Here is a 21293-nt window from a genome sequence, read left to right on the forward strand (position 1 = left end):
GGCGACGCACCTCGATCAGAAGGGCTCGACCGCCCGGATCCGCCACTGGTCGCCCTCACGCACCATCGCGAACTGGGCGCGCGGTGCACCGCTGTTGGTGGCCATGCTGTTCTGCGTCTCGCTCACCACCAGGTTCGCGATGACGGTCGCGGTCGCGCCGTCGTCGGCGCCGGAGAGGTCCCGGACGCCGATCGCGTCGACCCGGCACTCCGCACCCGTCTTGGTCTGCGTGATCAGCTCGCGCTGCGCCTTCAGCGTCTCGTCGAACTCGGTGCGGGCCTGCCCGGTCAGCGCGTCCTGCGCCCGCCGCTGCCACTCGTCGAGTTCGGTGTGGTCATACCCGAACACCGCGCAGATCCGCTCCTGGGCCTGCGAGGTGAGCTGCGATGTCGACTCCTGGTCCACGAACGCCTTGTTCGGCCCGATCTCGGCGCCCGGATGGAACGCGAGGATGGCGGCGATGACGAACAACACGGCCGCGATGCCCGCCAGCACTCCGGTACGGATGCCGAGGGGATTGCGGGAGGCACCCCTCCCCCGCCGGTCCCGCTTGCCGGGACGTCGGCCCATCGGCCGGTTCGGCTTGTCGGGCGATCCGGCCGGCGCCGGGGTGTCTCCGCGGCGCAGGGTCGAGACCCGCGCGACCGGTTTGGTCTTGGGTTTGGTGGGCTCGGGTGTGGTCGACTCCGCAGGAGTGGGCTTCTCCAGGTCGACGGTGTCGGCGCCAGCGGTGTCGGCCTCGATGGGGTCGGCCTCGGCGGGGTTGGCTTCGGCGGTGCCGTCACCAGGCCCTTCGTGGCTCGTCGACCTCGACTCGCTTCGCTCGCTCGGCCCGGCGGCTTTCGCTCCTCGCACCTCAGGGGGCAGAGGGGTTGTCGCTTCGTCCGACACCTCAGGGGGCAGGGGGGCTTCTCGCACCTCAGAGGGCGGAGAGGTCCGGCCGGCGACCTTCGGGGTCGGGCGGCGCTTCGGGGTGGGCTTCTTCTTACCGCGGTCCGGTGCCATCAGTTGCCCCCTTCCGGAGCCGGGGCCGGGGCCGCGGGGGCAGGTGCGCCACCGCCGTCGGCGTAGGCGATGCCCTCCAGACCGAGGATGTTCTCGGCCTTCCAGGTGTCGCCGTCCTTGGTCATGCTTACGTCGAAGCCGCGTGTCTCGTCGATCCCGGGCTGGCCGGGGCGTTCGAGCGTCGTCACGACGTAGACGAGCACCTTGGCCTTCTGCTCGTCGGCGTCGACCTCGCTCGGTGCGCTGCGCAACAGCCGCGCGCTCAGCTTGGCGGTGTTCGGTCCGGCGGTCCCGAGCATGTCGAGCACGTTGCCGCCCTCACCGTCTTTCTCACTGCCGAGCACCTCGTCCTTGGCCTTCCCGGTCAGGGACGCCTCCGCACGCTTGCGGAAGCCGTCGACGTCGGCCGGGTCGATCGTCGTGATGTTGAGGACGGCCTGCTCGGCGGCCTGGGTGGCGGCGTCGCGCGTCTCCTGCGCCGGGTACTCGTCGAAGTAGACGTTGTAGGCCCGCACACCGAACACGGCGACGAGCACCACGCCGACCACGACCGCCACGGCAGCCAGGGCGAACGGTGCGGACTTCGCCGCCCGCCGCAGGGCGGGACGGGGGCCGCCGGGCTTGTTCTCTGTCGGTTCTGCGGTGCCAGTCATCGGGAACACACTGTATATATCGCTCCTGAGCGCAAGCCAAGGCCGAGGTTCGGACCGTGGGAGGTCCGATCAGGGGCGGCGACGCTCGTCGGGTGGTCGGGTCTAGCGCGGCCGGACGCCGAGCAGCGCTGCGAGCTGCTGGGCGAGCGGGTTGAGGTTGAGCTTGTCGGGATCCTTCTTGGGGGTGTTGTCCCACGGCTGCGGGTACGCCGGGTTGGCGTACTGGGCACGCTCGGCACTGCGGACACCCGTCGGATTACCAAACGGCACAGTACATTTCGCCTCGGTGTTGAACGCGAAGTCGTCGTAGTGGACGTCGAAGTCCGGGTTCTGGCGACGAGCCTCGGCCAACACCGCGTCGGTGCTCTCGTATCCGCGCGTACAGGCCGCGGGGTTGTTCGTCTCGAGGACGACACCGAAGTGGATCTGGCCGTCGCCCGGCGCGGGTGCGTGGCTGCCCGCCGACAGCGCGGAGAGCATCGCGAACGTCGTCGACGTCGTGTAAGTCGCCGGCTCGATCGTGCGGGCCACCTCGGCGAGATCCTTCACGACCTTCGACAGGTCGTTTCCGTTCTTCTGGATCAGCTCCGAGATCTGCGTCGCCGACAACGTGCCCGTGGTGAGCAGTCGCCGCAGGTCGGGATCGGCCGAGGCGAGGGTCGCGGTCACCAGGTTCAGGTTGCGCGACCAGGTCAGGATCGCGTCGGACTGGTCGGCCTGCGTGTCGAGCACGACGTTCGAGTTCTGGATGAGCGCCACTGTCTCGCTCAGGTTGTCGACGCCGGCCCGCGAGAGCTTGCCGAGTGAGTCGACGAGGCGGGTCAGGTTCTCGCCCTGGCCGTTGAACGCGTTGCCGAGTTCGGTGATGACCGTGTTCAGGTCGTCGACCGGGATCGAATCGGTGAAGTCGATCGCCGAGGCCACCACGTCCTCGAGCGGCTCGGGCAGCACGTACTTGGTGATCGTGTCGCCGCCCTTCAGGTACGGCCCCTCCGACGACGTCGGCTGCAGATCGACGAACTGCTCACCGATCGCCGACCGGTTCGCGACGACCGCGGTCGCCGACGCCGGGATCTCCGGCCCGCCCGAGTCGATGTCGAGAGCGACGTCCACACCGTCGGGCGTGAGCGTCAGCTTGCCGACGCGGCCCACGGGCACACCCTGGTAGGTGACCTCGGCGTTGGTGAAGATGCCGCCGGAGTCGGGCAGCTTGGCGGTGACGGTATACATGCCGACACCGGCCAGTTTGTCCAGACGGGCGTACTTCGCGCCCACGTAGACCAGCGCCACCAGGCCGACGACGACGAACACGATCAGCTGGATCTTGACGAGCTTGCCGATCATCGTCCACCTCCTGACGGGTCGGATGCCGGGTTCCCGGCGGGCGCCGCCGGAGCGAGCCCCATGGCGGCCAGCGGACCGTCGAGGATGCCCTGTCCGGGCACCGCCGGGGTCGGCATCTGTCCGGCCGCATCGGCCGGCCGCGAGAACGAGGCGGGGTAGGTGCCACCCGACGGCGGGGTGTTCGGTCCCGGACGTGAATTCGGGGCCGGCGGGAGCAGCGTGATCGTCGGCCAGCCGTAGCGCGGGCCGTTGCCGCGGTAGTACGGGTTGCGCCGGTCGACCGGCACGTCCACCCGAGCGGGCGGGACGTACCTCGGGGTCCCCTGGCCGACACCGAGCGCCTCGAGCTGATTGAGCACGCGGAGGTCCAGCGTCATGAACAGGTTGGTCGAGTCACCGCGCACGCCCGGCAGCAACCAGTCCGGGAACGGATGCGTGAGCATCAGCGGCGCAGCGGTGATCAGATCCGGAGCCGCCGCGGCGAGCTGCGTCAGCACCGGCCGCAACGCCTTCAGGTCGTTGATCAGCGCCTTGCGCGACTTGCCCAGCACGTCGGTACCGACCTGACCGAGCTCGTCGAGCTTGGTCAACAGTTCGACGAACTGCGGCCGCTGCTCCTCGAGCACCTCGACGCCCGCGGGCAACTGCTTGAGGATGCGGTCGATCTGCGCGGTCTGCGCGGCGGTACGCGTCGACAGCTCTGCGAGCCCGTCGATCGCGGTGATGATGTCGTCGCGCTGACGGTTGAGGCCGGCGATCAGGTCCTCGGTCTCGCCGATCAGGTCGCGAACCTTGTCGGTCCGGCCGTCGAGTGCCTTGTTGAGCTCGGTGACGATCGGCTGCAGCTGGTTGAGACCACCCCCGTTGAGCAGCAGCGCCAGCGCTCCCAAGACCTGTTCGATATCGGTGGCGGTCCGTGTCCGCGACACCGGGATCGGCTGGTCCGGGTTCTGGCGCGGCGCGTCGGCACTGCCGTCGGGTTCGGTGAGCGACACGAACTTCTCACCGAGGAGCGAGGTCTGCTGCACGCTCGCCTCGGCCTCGTCGGACAGGTCGACGTTGTTCTGCACCTCGACGGTGACCTGGGCGAACCATTGATCGTTGGGCACCTCGACCTTGGTCACGCGCCCGACCGGGATACCGTCGCGCTTGACCATCGACTGCGGTACGAGGTCGAGCACGTCGTCGAACTGGATCTTGTACGTGCGCGCGTTGTCGCCGGTGTTGACGCCGCCGGGCAGCGGGATCGACTGGATGCCGTTGGACATACAACCGGTCACCAGCAGGGTCAGCGACAGCGCGGCGCCGGCCATCGCCGTACGCATCGACGTGCGGTTCATCAGTTGCCTCCCCGGGGTCGCGGGGTGGTCGACGAGGAGGCCGGGGCCCGCTCCGACGGCGGGTTGCCGATCTCCGGATCCGGGTTGCCCGGGACGGTGCCCGGCACCGGCGCACGCTGCAGCTTGTTGTTGCTCATGATGCCGAAGGGCAGCACGGGCAGCAGCGGCTCGAGGACGCCTTCCTGGATCTGTTCACCGATCTCCTCGCACTGGCTGATCAGCGGCCGCAGGGTGTCGCTGAACTGATCGGCGGCCGGGTTGCCCGGCAGCAGCTTGCCGAGGTCGAGCAGGCGACACTGGGCACCGATCAGATCCTGCAGGTCCGGGATCGTCAGGCGCATCGACAGCGTGCCCGACTCGGCGTCGTAGGCGTTGATCAGGTTGTTCACCGTGATCGGCAGCACGGTCAGGACCTCTTTGAGGTTGTTCTTCTGATCGAGCAGGGCCTGGGTCGTCGGCTGCAGGTCCTTCACCGTCTCCCCGATCTGCTCACGGTTGTCGGCGAGGAAGGTCGCCACGTCGCCGAGAGCGATCGACAGCTTGTTCAGCGCGGCCGCGAGCTGCTCGCGCTCACCGGCGAGGAACTGGTTGAACGAGGCCATCTGCGTGTTGAACTGCCGCACCTGGGCGTCGTTCTCACGCAGCGCGCCGACGAAGACGTTCAGGTTCTTGACGGTGTCGAAGAGGTTGCCGCGCGAGTCGCTGAGCGTCGTCGACGCCTTCGACAATCCCTCGATGGCCGCGCCGAGCTTCTCGCCGTTGCCCTCGAGGTTCTCCGCGCCGGTGGTGACGAGTTCACTCACCGCACCCTGCCGGCCGGTGCCGTCGGTCTTGTTGGCGCCGTCGGGTCCGAGAGCGTCGGACAGCTCCTTGACACTCGCGTAGATCTGGTCGACCTCCACCGGGACCATCGTCTGGTCGACGGAGAGGGTGAGGTCGCGCGGCGCCTTCTCCCCACCCGTGTAGGCCGGGGTCAGCTGGACGTAGCGGTCCGCGACGACCGACGGGATGATCTGCACCGCACGAACATCCGCGGGCAGCTCGACACCGCGGTCGACGGTCATCGTCACCTTGACGGTGTCGCCCTCCGGCGTGACCGAGTCGACCTTGCCGACCGCCACCCCGAGCACCCGGACATCGGAGCCCTCGTAGATGCCGACCGACCGCTTGAAGGTCGCGGTGATCTTGGTGGTGCCGACCGAGGTGAACACCCACCACAGCGCACCCGCGACGATGAGAGCGAGGATCAGCCCGATCACGAGCACCACGATGTGCCGCGGCGTGAACCATCGACCGGGACCCGAGTTCTGGGTCAGGTCTGGTGCGGTCATCAGCCGACCCCCGTTCCGGCCTGGTTCTCCATGGCCTGCTTGTTCGGCGGCCGCGTCGTGTTCTGCTGCGGCAGCGCCGGCGGCAGGAGGTTCACGACCGACGTCTCGAACCATCGACCGTTGCCGAGCGCGTTCGCGTACAGGCGGTAGAAGGGCGCCATGTACTTGATCGAGTCACGGATGTTCTGGTTCTGCCGCTGCAGCAGCTCGTTCACGCCCTTCAGCGCGTCGAGTGCCGGTCCGATCTGTTCCTCGTTGTCGCGCACGATGCCGGTGAGCGAATCACCAAGGCTCGTGGTGCTGGCCAGCAACGCCGAGATGTTGCGCTGGCGGTTGTTCAGCTCGTCGAGCAACTGACCGGCGCCGCCGATGAGGCGCACGAACTCCTCGTTGCGGTCGGCCAGGATCTTCGAGGTGTCCTTCGTCGCGGCGAGCAGTCGCTGCACCTCTTGGTCGCGGCTCGAGATCGTCTGCGACAGACGGGCGATGCCGTCGAGCGCCGGTCCCGTGGTACCCGCGGTCCCCGAGAAGGTGTCCGACAGCACGCGCATCGACTCGGCCAGCTGGTCGTTGTCGAGTTCGCCGATCTGCTCGGCCGCACCGGAGAACGCCTCGATGACGTCGTACGGGGCGACCGTGTCGGTCAGCGGGACGTCGGGATCGGCGGGCTCGCTGCCACGCGGATTCAGCGACAGGAACTTCTGACCGAGGATCGTCTTGATCTGGATCGTCGCCTGGGTCTGGTCACCGATCCAGGTGTTCTCCACCCGGAAGGTCACGTTGACGCGGTCACCGTCCAGGGTGACGTCGTCGACCTCGCCCACCTTCACGCCCGCGACGCGGACCTCGTTGCCCGGCTTGAGGCCGGCGGCCTCGGTGAACTTCGCCGTGTAGCGCGCACCCGCGCCGAGCAGCGGCAGTTCGGCGAGATAGAACGAGCTGAGTCCGAGCATCATCAGGATGAGGATGCCGATGGCGCCGATGCTGACCGGGCTGCGCCGGCCGCCGAAGCGCCGGTGCGGATGCTGCACCGGGGCGTCAGCCGCGTCGCGTTCGTCGTCGTTCACATTCGGGTCACGCGGGTTCGGATCGTTGTTGTCTGCCATCGTGGTCACCCCCCTGGCCGGTCGTCGGCCCAGCAGCGCGTCGCCGCACTGGTGTAGAGCACATGGTTGATGTCGGGCAGCGGGACCAGCGGTTGCGTCAGCACCGGCGACTTGCCGTTGCCCGCCACCACGTCGATACCGCACAGGTAGAACTGGAACCAGGAACCGAATGTCGCTGCGCGGCCGATCTTCTGGAGCTTGATCGGCAGATTGGTCAGCGTCTCCTCGATGTCCTCGTCGCGCGCGTTGATCTGGTCGGCGAGCGACTTCAGGCCGGCGATGTCGCCCTGGATGGACGGCCGTGTCGCACCGAGGATGTTCGCCGTGACCGAGGTCAGGTTGGAGACCGAGGTGATCGCCGAACCCACCGAACCGCGTTGCGCCGCAAGGCCTGTCACGAGCTTCTCGGTGTTGTCGAGCAGGCTGGTGAACTGTTCGTCGTTGCGGTTGACGGTGTCGAGGACCTTGGTGAGGTTCGTGATCAGCTCACCGATGACCTTGTCCTTGTCGGCGATCGCGTTCGTCAGATCGGCGGTGTCGCTGACCAGACGGGTGATCGAACCGCCCTGACCGTCGAAGATCGCGATGATCTGCTCGGTCAGCTTGTTCACGTCGGAGGCCGAGAGCTGCTGGAACAGCGGACGGAATCCGTTGAACAGCTCGGTCAGGTTGACCGGCGGGTGGGTGTCCTTGACGCCCGGGTTCAGGCCGAAGGTGTGCCCCTGCGCGACCGTCTGCGACGGATCGCCCGCCCCGCGCTCGAGCGCGAGGTACCGGAGCCCGGTCAGGTTGCGGTAGCGGATGAAGAGCTGGGTCCCGTCCGGCAGCCGGTCGCGGTCGACGTTGAACGCGACCTTCGCCTTGTTGCGGTCGTAGACCTCGACGCTCTCGACCTGTCCCACACGCACACCGGCGATGCGCACGTCGTCGCCCGGGTTGAGCAGCGTGGCGTCGGTGAAGACGGCGTTGAACTTCGCGTCCCCGTCACCGCCCGCATTGGCGATGGTGACGGCGAGCAGACTCGTGGTCACCACCGTGACCACGCCGAAGATGACCAACTTGATCAGCGGTCCGACGATCGACTTCATTTGATGTCGACCTTCGCACCCTGCAGCGCACCGCCGCCGATCATGGTCACCCAGGTGGGCACCTCTTCGGGCGCCTTGCCCGAGGTGGCGCCGTAGATGACCTGCAGCTGCTTGCGGTAGTCCGGGTCGTCGAACGGGTTGGACTCCACCGCGACCGGCTTCGCACCCGACGCGGCCGAGACCGACCCCGCGGGCACGCCGCTGAACTGCGGCTGCGGCAACTCGGGCATCGTGCGCGGACCGGGGTTACGTGACGGCGGTTGGTAGCTGCCGTCGGCGAGCGAACCACCCGGGTACCGCGGGAACGGGCGGTCGCCACCCATCTTGGGGTCGTAACACACAGCGGGCGGATCGAGGTCCATGAAGCGGGGTTCGTCCTGGTTCGGTAGGTAACGGCCACGGGGGTTGACGAACTGCAGGTTCACCCGCACACCCGGATTGTCGGTGCCCTGGCCGACGATCTTGCGCGACTCCGGGATCAGACCCGCGAAGTTGCGGAAGGTGCACACGAACGCCGGTGACTGCTTGGCGAGCCCGACGAGGAGTTCCTCGGAGTCGACGGCCAGGTCGATGAGGTCGGTGCGGTTGGCACGCAGCCAGCCGGTCAGGTCGTCGGACGCGACACCCAGGGTGGCGATGAGGGTCCGCAGGTCGTCCTGACGTTCGACGATGGTGTTCGTCGTCGTGCGCAGGGAGTCGAGCGCGTCCACCACGTCGGGCAGCGCCTCGGAGTAGGTCTGCGAGAAGCTGGCCAGCCCCTCGAGGGTGCCCTCGAGTTCGGGCAGGTTCTCGTTGATCTCGCCGAAGATCTGGTCGAGTTCTTCCAGCGTCGTGCCCAGCTGCTCGCCGCGGCCAGACAACGCCGACGAGAGCGAGGTCAGCGTGGCGTTCAGATCCTGCGGCGGGATCGCCTCGAGGACCGGGAGCAGCTTGTCGAACAACTGCTGGATCTCCAGCGCGTTGCCGCTCTGGTCGGTCTGGATCGTCGCACCGTTGCTCAGCGTCGGCCCGGAGTTGTCCTCCGGCACCTGCAGGGCGACGTAGCGCTCGCCGAACAGGGTCTTCGGCAGGATGCGCGCGGTGGTCTCGGCCGACAGCGTCGACGCCTGATCGGGGTTGAGTCCCAACACGACTTCGACGGAACCGTCGGGTCCGGGCTTGACCTCGCGCACCTCGCCGACGGTCATGCCGCGGGCCTTGACGTCGGCGTTCGCCGGCAGCGCGTTGCCGGTCGAGTCGGTCAGCAACGTGACGTCGGTGAACTCGGTGAACGTCTTGTTGAACTTGGTGATCGTCAAGGTGAGGAACAACGCGACGACGAGGAAGAAGACGAGTCCGAGCAACCGTTTACGCAGCAGCGTCACGCTAACCTCCCACTCGCACCGTTGTCGTGGTGCCCCAGATCGCCAGGCCGAGGAAGAAGTCCAGGACCGCGATCAGCACCAGAGCCGCTCGAACCGCGTGCCCGACGGCCACTCCCACACCCGCGGGACCGCCCGAGGCGTAGTAGCCGTAGTAGCAGTGCACGAGGATGATCACGAACGCGAAGACCAGCACCTTGCCGAACGACCACAAGACGTCGGCCGGTGGCAGGAACAGGTTGAAGTAGTGGTCGTAGGAGCCGCCGGACTGGCCGTTGAAGACCGTCGTCACCACGCGGGAGGCGAGGTACGCCGACAGCAGGCCGAGCACGTACAGCGGGATGACCGCGATGAAACCGGCGATCACGCGGGTCGACACCAGGAACGGGATCGACGGCACGGCCATCGTCTCCAGCGCGTCGATCTCTTCCGAGATCCGCATGGCGCCGAGCTGGGCGGTGAAGCCGCAGCCGACGGTCGCCGACAGCGCGAGACCTGCCACCAGCGGCGCCACCTCACGGGTGTTGACGTAGGCGGAGAGGAAGCCGGTGAGGGCCTGCGACCCGATCTGGTCGAGCGCGGCGTACCCCTGCAGGCCGACCACGACGCCGGTGAACCCGGACATCAGCACCATCACGCCGATGGTGCCGCCGATGACCGCGAGTCCGCCCGATCCGAACGCGACTTCGGCGAGCAGGCGCAGGACCTCGCGCGTGTAATGCACGATCGTCTTCGGCATCCACGCGAGCGTCCGGCCGTAGAACGACATCTGCTCGCCGGCGCCGTCGAGCACCTTCAGCGGCTTGCCCAGCTGCTTGCGGGCCTCGTACATGTAGTACTCGGGCCGGCTCTTGGCGATGGTCACACCGCCCCCACCTTCGGTCACGTCTAGCTCCCCTTCGGTGGGACGACCTGCAGGTAGACCGCAGTGATGATCAGGTTCGCCAGGAACAGCAGCAGGAACGTGATGACGACGCTCTGGTTGACCGCGTCACCCACGCCCTTCGGACCGCCCTTGGGGTTGAGGCCCTTGTACGACGCCACGACACCGGCGAGGACACCGAAGATCGCGGCCTTCAGGGTCGACACCCAGAGGTCGGGCAGCTGCGCCAACGCGCCGAACGACGCGAGGTAGGCGCCCGGCGTTCCGCCCTGGACGACGACGTTGAAGAAGTAGCCACCACCGATGCCGATGACGGCGACCAGTCCGTTGAGCAGCATCGCGACCAGGACCATGGCCAGCACACGCGGTACGACGAGGCGCTGGATCGGGTTGATGCCGAGCACCTCCATCGCGTCGATCTCCTCGCGGATGGTGCGCGACCCGAGGTCGGCGGCGACGGCCGACCCGGCCGCACCCGCGATCAGCAACGACGTCACCAGCGGTGAACCCTGCTGGATGACGACGAGCACGCTGGCCGCGCCGGTGTAGGACTCCGCACCGAGCTGCTTGATGAGCGAACCCGTCTGCAGCGAGACGATCGCGCCGAACGGAATCGCGATCAGTGCGGTGGGCAGGATCGTCACACTGGCGATGAACCACGCCTGCTGGATGAACTCCCGCCACTGAAACGGGCGCACAAAGGTCTGGCGTGCAACATCGACGAAGAGCTGAACGATATTGCCGGTCTGTGACAGGGCACCTGTCCCGGCTTGCGCGATTCGGTCGACGCCACGCGTGGTGGCACTGCTCATCCCTAGGGTGTCCGCCCTTCGTTCCCATCAGCACGATGGCTGGGCTTGGTCAGTGCATCACCGGGTGTGTGCCACTGTTCGGTCGGGGCATCGCTGCCGCCGTAGTCGATGACATCGGTCTTGGAGTCCGCGACGGCGACGTTGCCCGGCGCGGTGGTCCACTCGCTGCCGGAACCGTTGTTGCCGGACGGGCCATTGCCGTTCGTCATGTTGTCGGCGTGCGCGCGGCTCTCCTCGCGGATCTGGTCTTCCTGCTCCTGGCTGCGGCGGATCGCCTCCTGGGCGTTCTGGGGCAGGTCGGGCAGCATCGCGTGCACACGCTCGCGGTGCCGGGCGATCGCCTTGCGTTCGGGCATACCGGGATTGGGCTGCACCTGCGGGATGATCTCGGTGAAGTCCTCCTTGGTACCACCACCGGAGATACCCGCAGCCGCCATCGCCGCCTCCTGTGCGACGAGGGCCTCGTCCTTTTCCTCGGACATACCGATCGGACCGAACCGGTCACCGGAGAGGAACTGCTTGACCACCGGCTGCTCCGAGGTCAACAACTGCTCCCGCGGACCGAACATGACCAGTTCCTTGCGGAACAACATGCCGATGTTGTCCGGGATCGTCCGCGCGATGTTGATGTTGTGGGTCACGATCAGGATCGTGGCGTCGATCTGGGCGTTGATGTCGATCAGCAGCTGCGAGATGTAGGCGGTACGCACCGGATCCAGACCCGAGTCCGGCTCGTCGCACAAGATGATCTGCGGGTCGAGGACCAGCGCGCGCGCCAGACCGGCGCGCTTGCGCATACCGCCGGAGATCTCGCCCGGGAGTTTGTCCTCGGCACCGGTCAGACCGACGAGGTCGATCTTCTCCATCACGATGTCGCGGACCTCGTTCTCCTTCTTCTTCGTGTGCTCACGAAGCGGGAACGCGATGTTGTCGAACAGGCTCATCGAACCGAACAGCGCACCGTCCTGGAACAACACACCGAACAGCTTGCGGATCTCGTAGAGCTCCTTGGCCGAACACTGCGTGATGTCGGTCCCGTCGATGATCACCGACCCCTGCTCCGGATGCAGCAGACCGATCAGGGTCTTCAAAAAGACCGACTTACCGGTACCCGACGGCCCCAGCAGCGCCGAGACCTCCCCCTCCGGCAGGGTCAGAGTGACATCACGCCAGATGTTCTGCGAACCGAACGACTTGGTGAGTCCTTCGACGCTGACCTCAACACCCACAACTTCCTCCAGACGATCGCTGCCCCCGAGGCGGCCACGGTGTGACCGCGCACCAACCGGCGGCATCTGTGGTTGGGGTCACTCTAACCGACCCGTCCCCGCCCACAACGCCGCCGCGTGGTTCTCGGTGATGGCTGCGGGAAACCTACCGCCCGGTAACTCTCGCCGCGACGATGACAATATCCGATGGTTCGCGGTGAGGGAAGTCGGGCCGGCCCCTCGATGTGACGGCCACCGCAGACCTGGGCTCCACCTGTGGAACACGATCCGACGCCCGATGACCACCCTCGAAGTCGATGGGCGGTGGCGTCGGAATGATGTCGGAAACGATATCGGTTGCTCGGTCTCCGGCGTTGGCGCGGAGGTGCGGCTCAGGCAGCTGTGTGACCGAACTTCGCCAGCCATGGCCGCAAGAGGCCGACGAGCTCGCCGGATTCCAGTGTCGCCCACGTCCAACGGATCACGACGATCCCTTGGGCGCGGAGGGCGTCCTCGCGCCGCTTCTCTCGGATCAACACATCCCGCGGGGATTCGCCCGGACCCACGAGTCCGTACTTCTGAAGACCGTCGAACTCGCCGATGATTCGTCCATCCCAGTCGAAGTCGGCCCGCGCCTCGCCGTGCGGCGTCTGGAACGTGTGCTGCAGGCGCGGCGTCGGCAGTCCGGCCAGAACCATCTGCGCTCGGCTCCACGACTCACCGACACTCTCGGCGCGCGCGTCGGCAACATCCAGCGCCTGACGTGCGACACCGACGTTGCGCCAGCCTGCGCGGCTGTCGACCATCGCGGACATCAGCCCAGGATCCGCCCCCATGCGCAGCGCCTGGTCGAAGACGACGAGCGCTTGAGCGAAGTCGCCGGACATGGCGATGTCCACCGCGGTGCGTTCGGCGCGGGTGACCAGGACACCTTCGACGACCACCGTCTCATCTCTGCCCAGTGGGCCGTTGTGGACGTGGCGGTGCCCACGGACGAACCCGCCGCTCGAACTCGACGGCTTGGTGAGGTGGACCGTCTCACGCTGAGGATGCAGTGTCGCGAGGCCGAGAAGAGCGGCAGCGGACTGATGGCTGAGGGTCGCGACACCGCGGTCTCGCGCGGAGGTGGCGACGGCGATCGACCGCTTCCGATAGAGCCTGTCGGCGCCGTCGGGGCCGTCGAACTCCGCCGACGCGGCGATCCACACGCCCGGCGCGAGACGGACGAGTGCTCCCCGTGCGACTGCAGTGGTGACCACGCCATCGCCGATACCCGCCCGGAGTGTCGCCTCTCGACGGATCAGCCCGTGGCGGTCGGTGGGAAAACTGTCAGCAGGGAACCAGGCCATGCGTCTTGGACGCACACGACCCCGTCTCGGTTGCATCCCATTCCGGATTTCCCCCTGCGCACCGTGCGCCGAGCCCCCGGATCGAAGTCGCATGCGATGTCAGTCCGTCGGTGCGACTTCGATCGAGGTCGCACCGACGGATCGATGTCGCGTGCGACTTCAATCCGGGGAGACCGCCGGCCGAAGCCGCAGCAGGCCGACGAGTTCGCCGCGGACCGAGGGCGAGGGGCGCAGACAGCAGACAGCAACGAGCCCGGGACAGCGATGCTGTCCCGGGCTCGTGAAACGCTTGCGCGTGAGTCGGTCTTACTTGACCGAAACCTTGGCGCCGGCCTCTTCGAGCTTGGCCTTGGCAGCCTCGGCGGCCTCCTTGTCGACCTTCTCCAGCAGGGCCTTCGGAGCGCTCTCGACGAGGTCCTTGGCTTCCTTCAGGCCCAGGCCCGAGACGACCTCGCGGACGACCTTGATGACCTGGATCTTCTTGTCGCCGGCACCCTCGAGGATGACGTCGAACTCGTCCTGCTCGGCAGCGGCCTCGGCGCCACCGGCAGCCGGGGCACCGGCAGCGGCGACGGCGACCGGAGCCGCAGCGGTGACCTCGAAGACCTCTTCGAACTTCTTCACGAAATCGCTGAGCTCCAGCAGGGTCAGTTCCTTGAACTGATCGATGAGCTCGTCAGCGGTGAGCTTCGCCATGGTTGGCGTCCTTCCTGTCAGTCCCCGTACGGGGCTTTGGTGTTCATCCCCGTACGGTTCGGGGATTGGTGTGGTGCGGCGGACGACCTATTCGGTCTCGCCGGCTTCGTTCTTCTTCTCCTGCAGGGCCGCGGCCAGGCGCGCCACCTGCGAAGCCGGCTGGTTGAACAGACCGGCGGCCTTAGCCAAGTTGCCCTTCATGGCACCGGCGAGCTTGGCCAGCAAGACCTCACGGGTCTCAAGGTCGGCGATCTGCTCGATCTCGGCAATGGACAGCGCGCGGCCGTCCATGTACCCGCCCTTGATGACCAGCGCCTTGTTGTCCTTGGCGAACGTCTTGATCGCCTTCGCGGCCACGACCGGCTCACCTTCGATGAAGGCGATGGCGGTCGGACCGGTGAACAGCTCGTCGAGCCCTTCCACGCCCGCCTCAGCAGCGGCACGCTTCACCAGGGTGTTCTTGGCGACGGAGTAGGTTGCACCCTCACCGAGGGAACGTCGCAACGTGCTGATCTGGGTGACGGACAGGCCACGGTATTCCGTGACAACCGTCGCCGTGGAGCTCTTGAACTGCTCCGCGATCTCCGCAACTGCGGCGACCTTTTCGGACTTGGCCATACTTCGCCTCCTCTCCTCGTCACTATGAGTTGGTCGAGTCCAACAAAAGAGCGACGGGCATCGGGAGGCGATCGAGGGCGGAGACGACAAACGCCCCGGCACACAGGCACGGGGCGTGAACGCACACACTGATCGTGTCGAGCGACATTCCTCGTTCATCCTGCGTGGGCCGGCGACCTCGTCGCGCCTTCGTCCGGGAAATCCCGACGACCAACGGTCTCTGGTTGAACCGATACGACACACGGGTGTGCATCACATCGACGACTAGGCTACGCGGACGTGGACGAACAATCCAAATCGTCGGACCTGCGGGACCCCAACGCCCGCGCACAGGCCGCCGCGGACGCCATCTACGACCGGCACCTGCAGCGGGCCTTCTGGCTGCCGGGGACACGTGCCGGAGCCGTCGCCTGGCCCATCGGGCGCGTGCAGGCCCAGTTCGGATCCTGGCATTACTGGTGGCAGGCACACCTCGTCGACCTGCTCGTCGACGCCGCGATCCACCGTGTCGGCTCGGACCGCTCCTTCGACCCCGACGTCGCCGACGACGCCAACCGGTTGCTGCGCGGCATCCGGATCCGCAACGGCGGCCGCTGGACCAACAATTATTACGACGACATGGCGTGGCTGGGGCTGGCCATCGAACGCGCCGACCGGCATCTACACCTCGACCATGCGAGCGGACTCCGCGTCCTCGCCGCGCAGATGCTCGACGCCTGGGTGCCCGCGGACGGCGGCGGCATCCCCTGGCGCAAGGCCGATCAGTTCTTCAACGCACCGGCCAACGGCCCGGCCGCGATCCTGCTGGCACGCACGGGTCACGTCGAACGCGCCGTGGCGATGTGCGACTGGATGGACGCCAACCTCGTCGATCCCGACACCCATCTGGTCATCGACGGTCTCAAGAAGCTGCCCGACGGTTCACTGAAACCCGAGACCGGCACCTACACCTACTGCCAGGGCGTCGTGCTGGGCGCCGAACTCGAGGCGTTGCGGGCGACCGGAGATCGCCGGCACCTCGACCGGCTGGCCCGGCTGCTCGGCGCCGTCGAGCACCACTCCTGCACAGACGGGGTGATCAACGGCGGAGGCGGCGGCGACGGCGGCCTCTTCCACGGCGTGCTGGCCCGCTACCTCGCACTCATCGCCACCGACCTGCCCGAGGTCGACGGTTCGGATGAACTCCGTACGCGGGCAGCCCGGATCGTGACCCGAAGCGCGGACGCCGCGTGGGCTCATCGCACCGAGGTCGCCGGACGGGTGATCTTCTCCAGCGACTGGCGACGAACCGCGGTGATCCCGACCGACGCCGGCACGAAAGCCCAGTTCGTGGCGGGCGCCGTCAATCCGTCCGAGGTCCCGGAGCGGGATCTGTCGGTGCAGTTGTCGGCGTGGATGGTGCTCGAGGCGGCGGCCGCCATCGACCTGGGTTTACCTGAATGTGACCAGGAACACACGCAGGCATGACCAAAAGACGCCCCCTCGTTAGCCATCCGATACCGCCGCTGAGTTATCCTTCAGCGACTACGTGAAGTGACCTGGACCACACTGTAATCCGCAGCCAGCGGACGGGCCGGGAAGCAAGCGACCGACACGACGGGGTGTCGGTGTCCACCCGGCCGTCTCGATCCGTGCAACAACTCGCGGGTGCGACACCTCATCCCAGGCAGGGTGATGCACCATGACGTACCAGCTGGATCCCACACAGCCGCGCGCCCGCGTCGCTCCGTCGACGCGAACCCGCACCACTGGTGCGCCGCATTTCGGCACCCTCCCCCTCGGTGATCCCACCGGCGGCGCCGACGGTATCCGCTGGCGCGAGCAGGTCGACGGCAAGCAGCTCTACCCGCGCGTCGTCATCGACCGGAACGTCTCCATCACCATGAGCGACGGCGTGGTCCTGCGCGCCACGGTCATCCGGCCCGCCAACCGGTTCGGGCAGACGATCCTCACCCCCTATCCCGCGGTCATCAACATCAACCCGTACAACCGCGCGGCCATCGACTTCATCGACCAGACCCTCCACGCCCCCGTCCTCGGCAAGGCACTGCACACCGCATCCCGGTCGATGGACGCGACGGGCACGGCCCTCGAGGGACTCACGACGCTGACTCAGACCCTGTCGGGCGGGGTCTTCGACGTCTTCGGCATCAACCGCAACCTGGTGCGCAGCGGATATGTGCAGGTGGTTGTCGACGTCCGCGGAACCGGTGCGAGCCTGGGCAAGTGGCAGATCCTCGGTCCTCGCGAGCAGCAGGACTCGGTGGAGGTCATCGACTGGGTGACCGAGCAGGAGTGGTGCGACGGGACCGTCGGGATGGCCGGCTGGTCGTACTCGGCGATCAACTCGCTGCAGGCCGCGGACAAGCGGCCGCCACAGCTGAAAGCCGTGTTCGCCGTGGAGGGTTGCGACGACCTGGTGCGCGACATCTACATCACCGGCGGCATGCCGTCGGCCTTCATCCCGGTGTGGTTGTCCGCGGTCAACATGCTCAAGTGGGTTCCCAACCCCGCCAACGTGATCCGCGACCTCGTGCGCGGCGACGCGGTGCGCTGGGCGATCGACCGGGTGAAATCCCCGGCCACCGAGATCCCCTCGCTGCTGTGGGGGTTCCTCACCGCCCGCGATCCACGCATCTTCGACGACCCGTACTTCGACGACCGCGACCCGATCGTCGACCGCATCGAAGCTCCCACCTTCACCGTCGGTGCCTGGCATGATCTGTTCGGCCGCAGCGCAACCGGGGTGTACGAACGCCTGCAGATGGAGCCGGGCCGCAAGCAGATGATCGTCGGCGACGGCTACCACCTCGACGTGGGGTCGGGATACGGCGGCAAGTTCGCTCCACCGCGCCTGGACGTCCTCGAACGCGCGTGGTTCGACCGCTGGCTCAAGGGGCACCGCAACGGGATCGAGTACTACGGGCCGGTCACCATGCTGCAGCAGGGCGGGGCGTGGACCGCGGGCCAGAGCTTCCCCCGTCCCGGGGTGGCCCCGACGCGGCTCTACCTGACTGCCGAATCGTCGTCGACCGCCGACCATTGCGTCCATGACGGTTCGCTGAGCACCACTCCCGCACAGGGTGTTTCGTCCCTACACGTCCGGCCCGACACCCGGGGGCTCCGGTCCCGGGACATGACCCAGGTGACCGCGGGGGCGACGCTGGCCCTCGGCGCGGACTTCGCCCGGGACGCGCGATACCAGGAGCGGGGCGCGTTGTCGTTCACCACCGAGCCGGTCGGAGAGGCCACTCCGATCAGCGGTGCGATGAACCTGCGCCTCAACGTCGCCACCACGGCACACGAGGCCGTCTGGGCGGTGACCGTGAACGACGTCGCACCCGACGGTACGTCGGTGGTGCTGACCAACGGCGCGCTGTCGGCGTCGAATCGCGCACTGGACCAATCGAAGTCGACGTACGCCGACGACGGCAGCCTGCTCTCGGCGCACCACTATCTGTCCCGCAAGCGCAAGCTGCCGGTGCCCGCCGACGAACCGATCCGCCTCGACGTCGATCTCGTCCCCACCGACGCGGTCCTGCAGCCGGGCCATCGGCTCCGGGTCGACGTCTACGCCGCGAGTCTCCCGCGCTACCTGACGCTCGTGCCCGACCTCATCAAGGCACGCGGCCGCCGACACCAGCGCCTGGTCCTCGACCCCGACCACCCGAGCCACCTGACGCTGCTGGCCGGCGACGGGCTGCGCTGAGGTCGTTCGCCGGACGAGCCGAGGGGCGGCCCAGCTGGCATAGTGGCTGCCATGCACACGGATCGCGCGGATCGGGGACCGACGTGAGACTCGGCATGCTCTATTCGCTGTCGGGCAATCAGGCGGAGATGGAGCAGTCGATCCTGGACGGGGCGATGCTCGCGGTCCACCAGATCAACTCGCGCGGTGGCGTTCTGGGCTCGGACGTCCAGGTCGCGATCTACGACGACCACTCCGAGGTGTCGTCGACCGCCCGCGGGGTGGATCATCTGTGCACCACCGAGAACGTCGACGCCATCGTCGGTGGGTACACCTCGGCGGCCCGCCTGGCGCTGACCCCGGCCATCCACGCGAACGCCTCGTTGTTGATGTATCCCACCTACTTCGAGGGTGAGGAGACCGACTCGCGGATCTTCTACTGTGGCGCGGCGCCCAACCAGTACATCGCCGACTATCTCACGTGGGTCGCCGGCACGCTCGGTCGGCGCGTGTACGTCGTCGGCTCGGACTACATCTACCCGCGCGTCCTGGCCGAGGCCATCCGCCGCCTCGCCCCAAACCTCGGGATCGAGATCGTCGGCGACCGCTACGCACCCCTCGGCGAGACCAGGTTCGAATCGATCATCGACGACATCGCACGCGTGCGACCCGACGTGGTGGTCTGCAACCTCGTCGGCACCGACTCGACGACGGCGTTCTACACCCAGTACCACCTCGGCGGATTGAGCCCGGACACGATGCCGATCGCGGCGACCGTCACCACCGAGCTGGACCTGGCCCACATGCCGACCGCCGTGAGCGACGGTCACTATATGGTCGCGACCTACTTCTCCGAGCTCTCGTCGCAGGTGAACGACACGTTCCGGCGTGAGCTGGCCGACGTGCGGGGTCAGCGCTGGAGTCACGCCGCCCAGGTCGGGGCGTTCAACGCGGTGCACGCGCTCGCGATGGCCGCCGAGCAGGCCCAGTCGCTCGACGTCGACGCCCTGTCCCGCGCTCTGATCGGCATCCGCTTCGAGGACAATCCCGAAGGCGCGCCGTTCTACTTCCGTGCCAACCATTACAGCTCGCATCCGTCCTACGTCGGTCGTGCCGCGGGTGGCAGGTACGAGGTCATTGCCGACTTCGCCGCACGCCAGCCCGATCCGTGGTGGTCAGGGAGTCGGCCGCCGGCCCCGGTCCCCCCGCCCGCGGGACGTCTCGCCGACGCATAGGGCCAGGTAGTAGTCGGTGCGGTCGACCATCGACTGCAAACCGCGTCCGGTCAGCTTCTCGATGCGCGACAAGCGATATCGCAACGTGTTGATGTGGATGCCCAGTTCGTTGGCCGTCGCGCCGGAGTGGCAGTCGAGTGCGAAGAAAGTGCTGAGGGTCGACACGTAACTGGTGTCCTTCTCCCGGTCATAGGCCAGGACGGGATCGAGCAGCGAACGCCGCAGCGCCGCCGACCGTTCCGGATCACCGGCCAGCAGCGTCGCCGCGAGCGGCACCGGCAGTGCGATCGCGGCCGGTGACTCGTCGTCGGCGCGGGAGTTCCGCTCGGCCATCTGCCGCGCGTTGATGAGCCCCCTGGTCAGGTCATCGCTGCTCCGGATGACGTAGGAACTGCCGCCGACGGCGAGCTCGGGGTGCCGGGCGACGAAGACGTCGGTGAAGACCTGCAGATGTGCGTCGAAGTCGCGTCCAGCCGTTGGCACCGAGTCTTTTTCCGTGCCGGTCTTGATCAGGGCGTACGCGACCGAGTCGTGTGCGGCCGCAACGGTCGCCAGGCCGGCGACCGCACCCAGATCGTGGAGGGCGTCCACGACCCGGGCTGTCGACGAGTCACCGTGCGGCCCGATGATCACCGCGACCGAGTGAACGCGGTCGCCTGACCCGTAACCGAAGGAATCCACCCAGGAATCCATCGCCGACGAGGGGATGCGCGCCTCGATCAGCTCGCGGACGAGAGCCCCCTCCAGCGGCCGGCGCATCGTCCGGTTCACCCGCAGCAGGTACGCGTGGGCGTCGATGTCGTTCGCGAGTTTGCGGACCCGGGTCGATTCGAGTGGACGGCGACGCGGATTCGAGAGCACCAGCGCCGCATTCGATCTCGGCAAGGTGATGTGCAGGGCCGCAGCGTTCCCGGGGATCGCATGCAGGACGGCGGGCGACAACGCGGTGGACTTCCGCAGGAGATCGGAGTCGATGGCCGCCGACGGCTCCGAGAGGACCGCGCCGTCGAGGACCACTGCCGCGCTGATTCCCGACGCGCGGTGAAACGCCCCGAGGGACGCCAGGATCGACGCCACCGGACCGTGTTCGTCAGCGGCGTCGTCGACGGCGGTATGTGGCGCGACGAGCAGCTCGACATCGCGGAACGTCTTCGACCTCGGGAGCATGTAGATCGGCACGCCGTGGCTCACGCAGGCCGACACGAACTCGGCCGAGAGGTTGTCGTCGTCGGTGTCCACCACCACGGCGGCCGCCGCGCATCGACGCAGAATCGCCGCGAACACCTCCGGCGCCCCGGCCGATTGCCATCCCGTCGAGCCCATGTGCACGATGTCGCCCGCCCCGACGTCCGCAGGCTCGATCCGCCCGACCTCGCAGGTACCGGACACCTCCATGTGTCGCGTCCGACCGGCGGCGCCGGGGGTGACCGCCAGCAGACCCACGCCGACGACGACGTCACCCACAGTCGCCATCGCCTCGCCTCCTCGCCGCACCGGTATGCGTCGATTATCGGCGCTCGCAGTCGTTCTCACCACCCGACCGCGCATCGTCGTCGTTGTTTCCGTTGTGTGACAT

At 67.5% G+C, this 21293-nt stretch carries 18 protein-coding genes; 3 read left to right on the forward strand and 15 right to left on the reverse strand.

The genetic code is table 11. The annotated features are described in order from the left end of the window. Positions 1–15: 15 nt before the first annotated feature. From AS181_RS20215 to rplJ, 14 genes are all read right to left on the reverse strand, one after another. A complete protein-coding gene (locus AS181_RS20215; protein ID WP_058253300.1) occupies positions 16–1005 on the reverse strand; it encodes a hypothetical protein in 990 nt (329 codons plus the stop codon). Next, positions 1005–1658 carry a hypothetical protein gene (locus AS181_RS20220; protein WP_058253348.1) on the reverse strand — a complete coding sequence of 218 codons (654 nt, stop codon included), beginning with the start codon at positions 1656–1658 and terminating at the stop codon, positions 1005–1007. The genes AS181_RS20215 and AS181_RS20220 overlap by 1 nt, the downstream gene beginning before the upstream one ends. A gap of 102 nt (positions 1659–1760) precedes the next feature. Further along, positions 1761–3002 carry an MCE family protein gene (locus AS181_RS20225; RefSeq protein ID WP_058253301.1) on the reverse strand — a complete coding sequence of 414 codons (1242 nt, stop codon included), beginning with the start codon at positions 3000–3002 and terminating at the stop codon, positions 1761–1763. Further along, positions 2999–4342, reverse strand: coding sequence for an MCE family protein (locus AS181_RS20230; protein WP_058253302.1), 1344 nt, complete (start codon positions 4340–4342; stop codon positions 2999–3001). The genes AS181_RS20225 and AS181_RS20230 overlap by 4 nt, the downstream gene beginning before the upstream one ends. Next, positions 4342–5673, reverse strand: a complete 1332-nt coding sequence (locus AS181_RS20235) for an MCE family protein (protein ID WP_058253303.1) — start codon at positions 5671–5673, stop codon at positions 4342–4344. Before AS181_RS20235 ends, AS181_RS20230 begins: the two co-directional genes overlap by 1 nt. Further along, a complete protein-coding gene (locus tag AS181_RS20240; RefSeq protein ID WP_058253349.1) occupies positions 5673–6779 on the reverse strand; it encodes an MCE family protein in 1107 nt (368 codons plus the stop codon). Before AS181_RS20240 ends, AS181_RS20235 begins: the two co-directional genes overlap by 1 nt. Before the next feature lie 5 nt (positions 6780–6784). Then, the gene (locus tag AS181_RS20245) at positions 6785–7867 is read right to left on the reverse strand and encodes an MCE family protein (RefSeq protein ID WP_058253304.1); all 1083 of its coding nucleotides are present in this window, start codon (positions 7865–7867) and stop codon (positions 6785–6787) included. Beyond that, on the reverse strand, positions 7864–9231 hold the full coding sequence (locus AS181_RS20250; RefSeq protein ID WP_058253305.1) for an MCE family protein: 1368 nt from the start codon (positions 9229–9231) through the stop codon (positions 7864–7866). Before AS181_RS20250 ends, AS181_RS20245 begins: the two co-directional genes overlap by 4 nt. A 1-nt stretch (position 9232) precedes the next feature. Then, positions 9233–10114 carry an MlaE family ABC transporter permease gene (locus AS181_RS20255; RefSeq protein ID WP_058253306.1) on the reverse strand — a complete coding sequence of 294 codons (882 nt, stop codon included), beginning with the start codon at positions 10112–10114 and terminating at the stop codon, positions 9233–9235. Between the two features lie 2 nt (positions 10115–10116). Further along, entirely contained in the window at positions 10117–10923 is an 807-nt protein-coding gene (locus AS181_RS20260; RefSeq protein WP_004023366.1) for an MlaE family ABC transporter permease, read from the reverse strand. 2 nt (positions 10924–10925) lie between these two features. Beyond that, the gene (locus AS181_RS20265) at positions 10926–12152 is read right to left on the reverse strand and encodes an ABC transporter ATP-binding protein (RefSeq protein ID WP_058253307.1); all 1227 of its coding nucleotides are present in this window, start codon (positions 12150–12152) and stop codon (positions 10926–10928) included. A gap of 371 nt (positions 12153–12523) precedes the next feature. Beyond that, the gene (locus AS181_RS20270; protein WP_058253308.1) at positions 12524–13480 is read right to left on the reverse strand and encodes a hypothetical protein; all 957 of its coding nucleotides are present in this window, start codon (positions 13478–13480) and stop codon (positions 12524–12526) included. Between the two features lie 306 nt (positions 13481–13786). Next, a complete protein-coding gene (gene rplL / locus AS181_RS20275) occupies positions 13787–14176 on the reverse strand; it encodes a 50S ribosomal protein L7/L12 (RefSeq protein WP_004019500.1) in 390 nt (129 codons plus the stop codon). 87 nt (positions 14177–14263) lie between these two features. Beyond that, on the reverse strand, positions 14264–14794 hold the full coding sequence (gene rplJ / locus AS181_RS20280) for a 50S ribosomal protein L10 (protein WP_004019499.1): 531 nt from the start codon (positions 14792–14794) through the stop codon (positions 14264–14266). A 279-nt stretch (positions 14795–15073) separates the two neighbouring features. Between rplJ and AS181_RS20285 the strand changes: the two genes are divergently transcribed. From AS181_RS20285 to AS181_RS20295, 3 genes are all read left to right on the forward strand, one after another. Then, a complete protein-coding gene (locus AS181_RS20285; protein ID WP_058253309.1) occupies positions 15074–16261 on the forward strand; it encodes a glycoside hydrolase family 76 protein in 1188 nt (395 codons plus the stop codon). 214 nt (positions 16262–16475) lie between these two features. After that, the gene (locus AS181_RS20290) at positions 16476–18503 is read left to right on the forward strand and encodes a CocE/NonD family hydrolase (RefSeq protein WP_058253310.1); all 2028 of its coding nucleotides are present in this window, start codon (positions 16476–16478) and stop codon (positions 18501–18503) included. Positions 18504–18598: 95 nt separating this feature from the next. Continuing rightward, positions 18599–19717 carry a transporter substrate-binding protein gene (locus AS181_RS20295; protein ID WP_058253311.1) on the forward strand — a complete coding sequence of 373 codons (1119 nt, stop codon included), beginning with the start codon at positions 18599–18601 and terminating at the stop codon, positions 19715–19717. Here AS181_RS20295 and AS181_RS20300 read toward each other — a convergent pair. After that, on the reverse strand, positions 19658–21190 hold the full coding sequence (locus AS181_RS20300; protein WP_058253312.1) for a PucR family transcriptional regulator: 1533 nt from the start codon (positions 21188–21190) through the stop codon (positions 19658–19660). The two genes, AS181_RS20295 and AS181_RS20300, sit on opposite strands and share 60 nt — an antisense overlap. Between the last annotated feature and the right edge of the window lie 103 nt (positions 21191–21293).

Origin of the sequence: Gordonia sp. SGD-V-85, assembly GCF_001456905.1 — a bacterium.
Classification (GTDB): Bacteria; Actinomycetota; Actinomycetes; order Mycobacteriales; family Mycobacteriaceae; genus Gordonia; species Gordonia hongkongensis.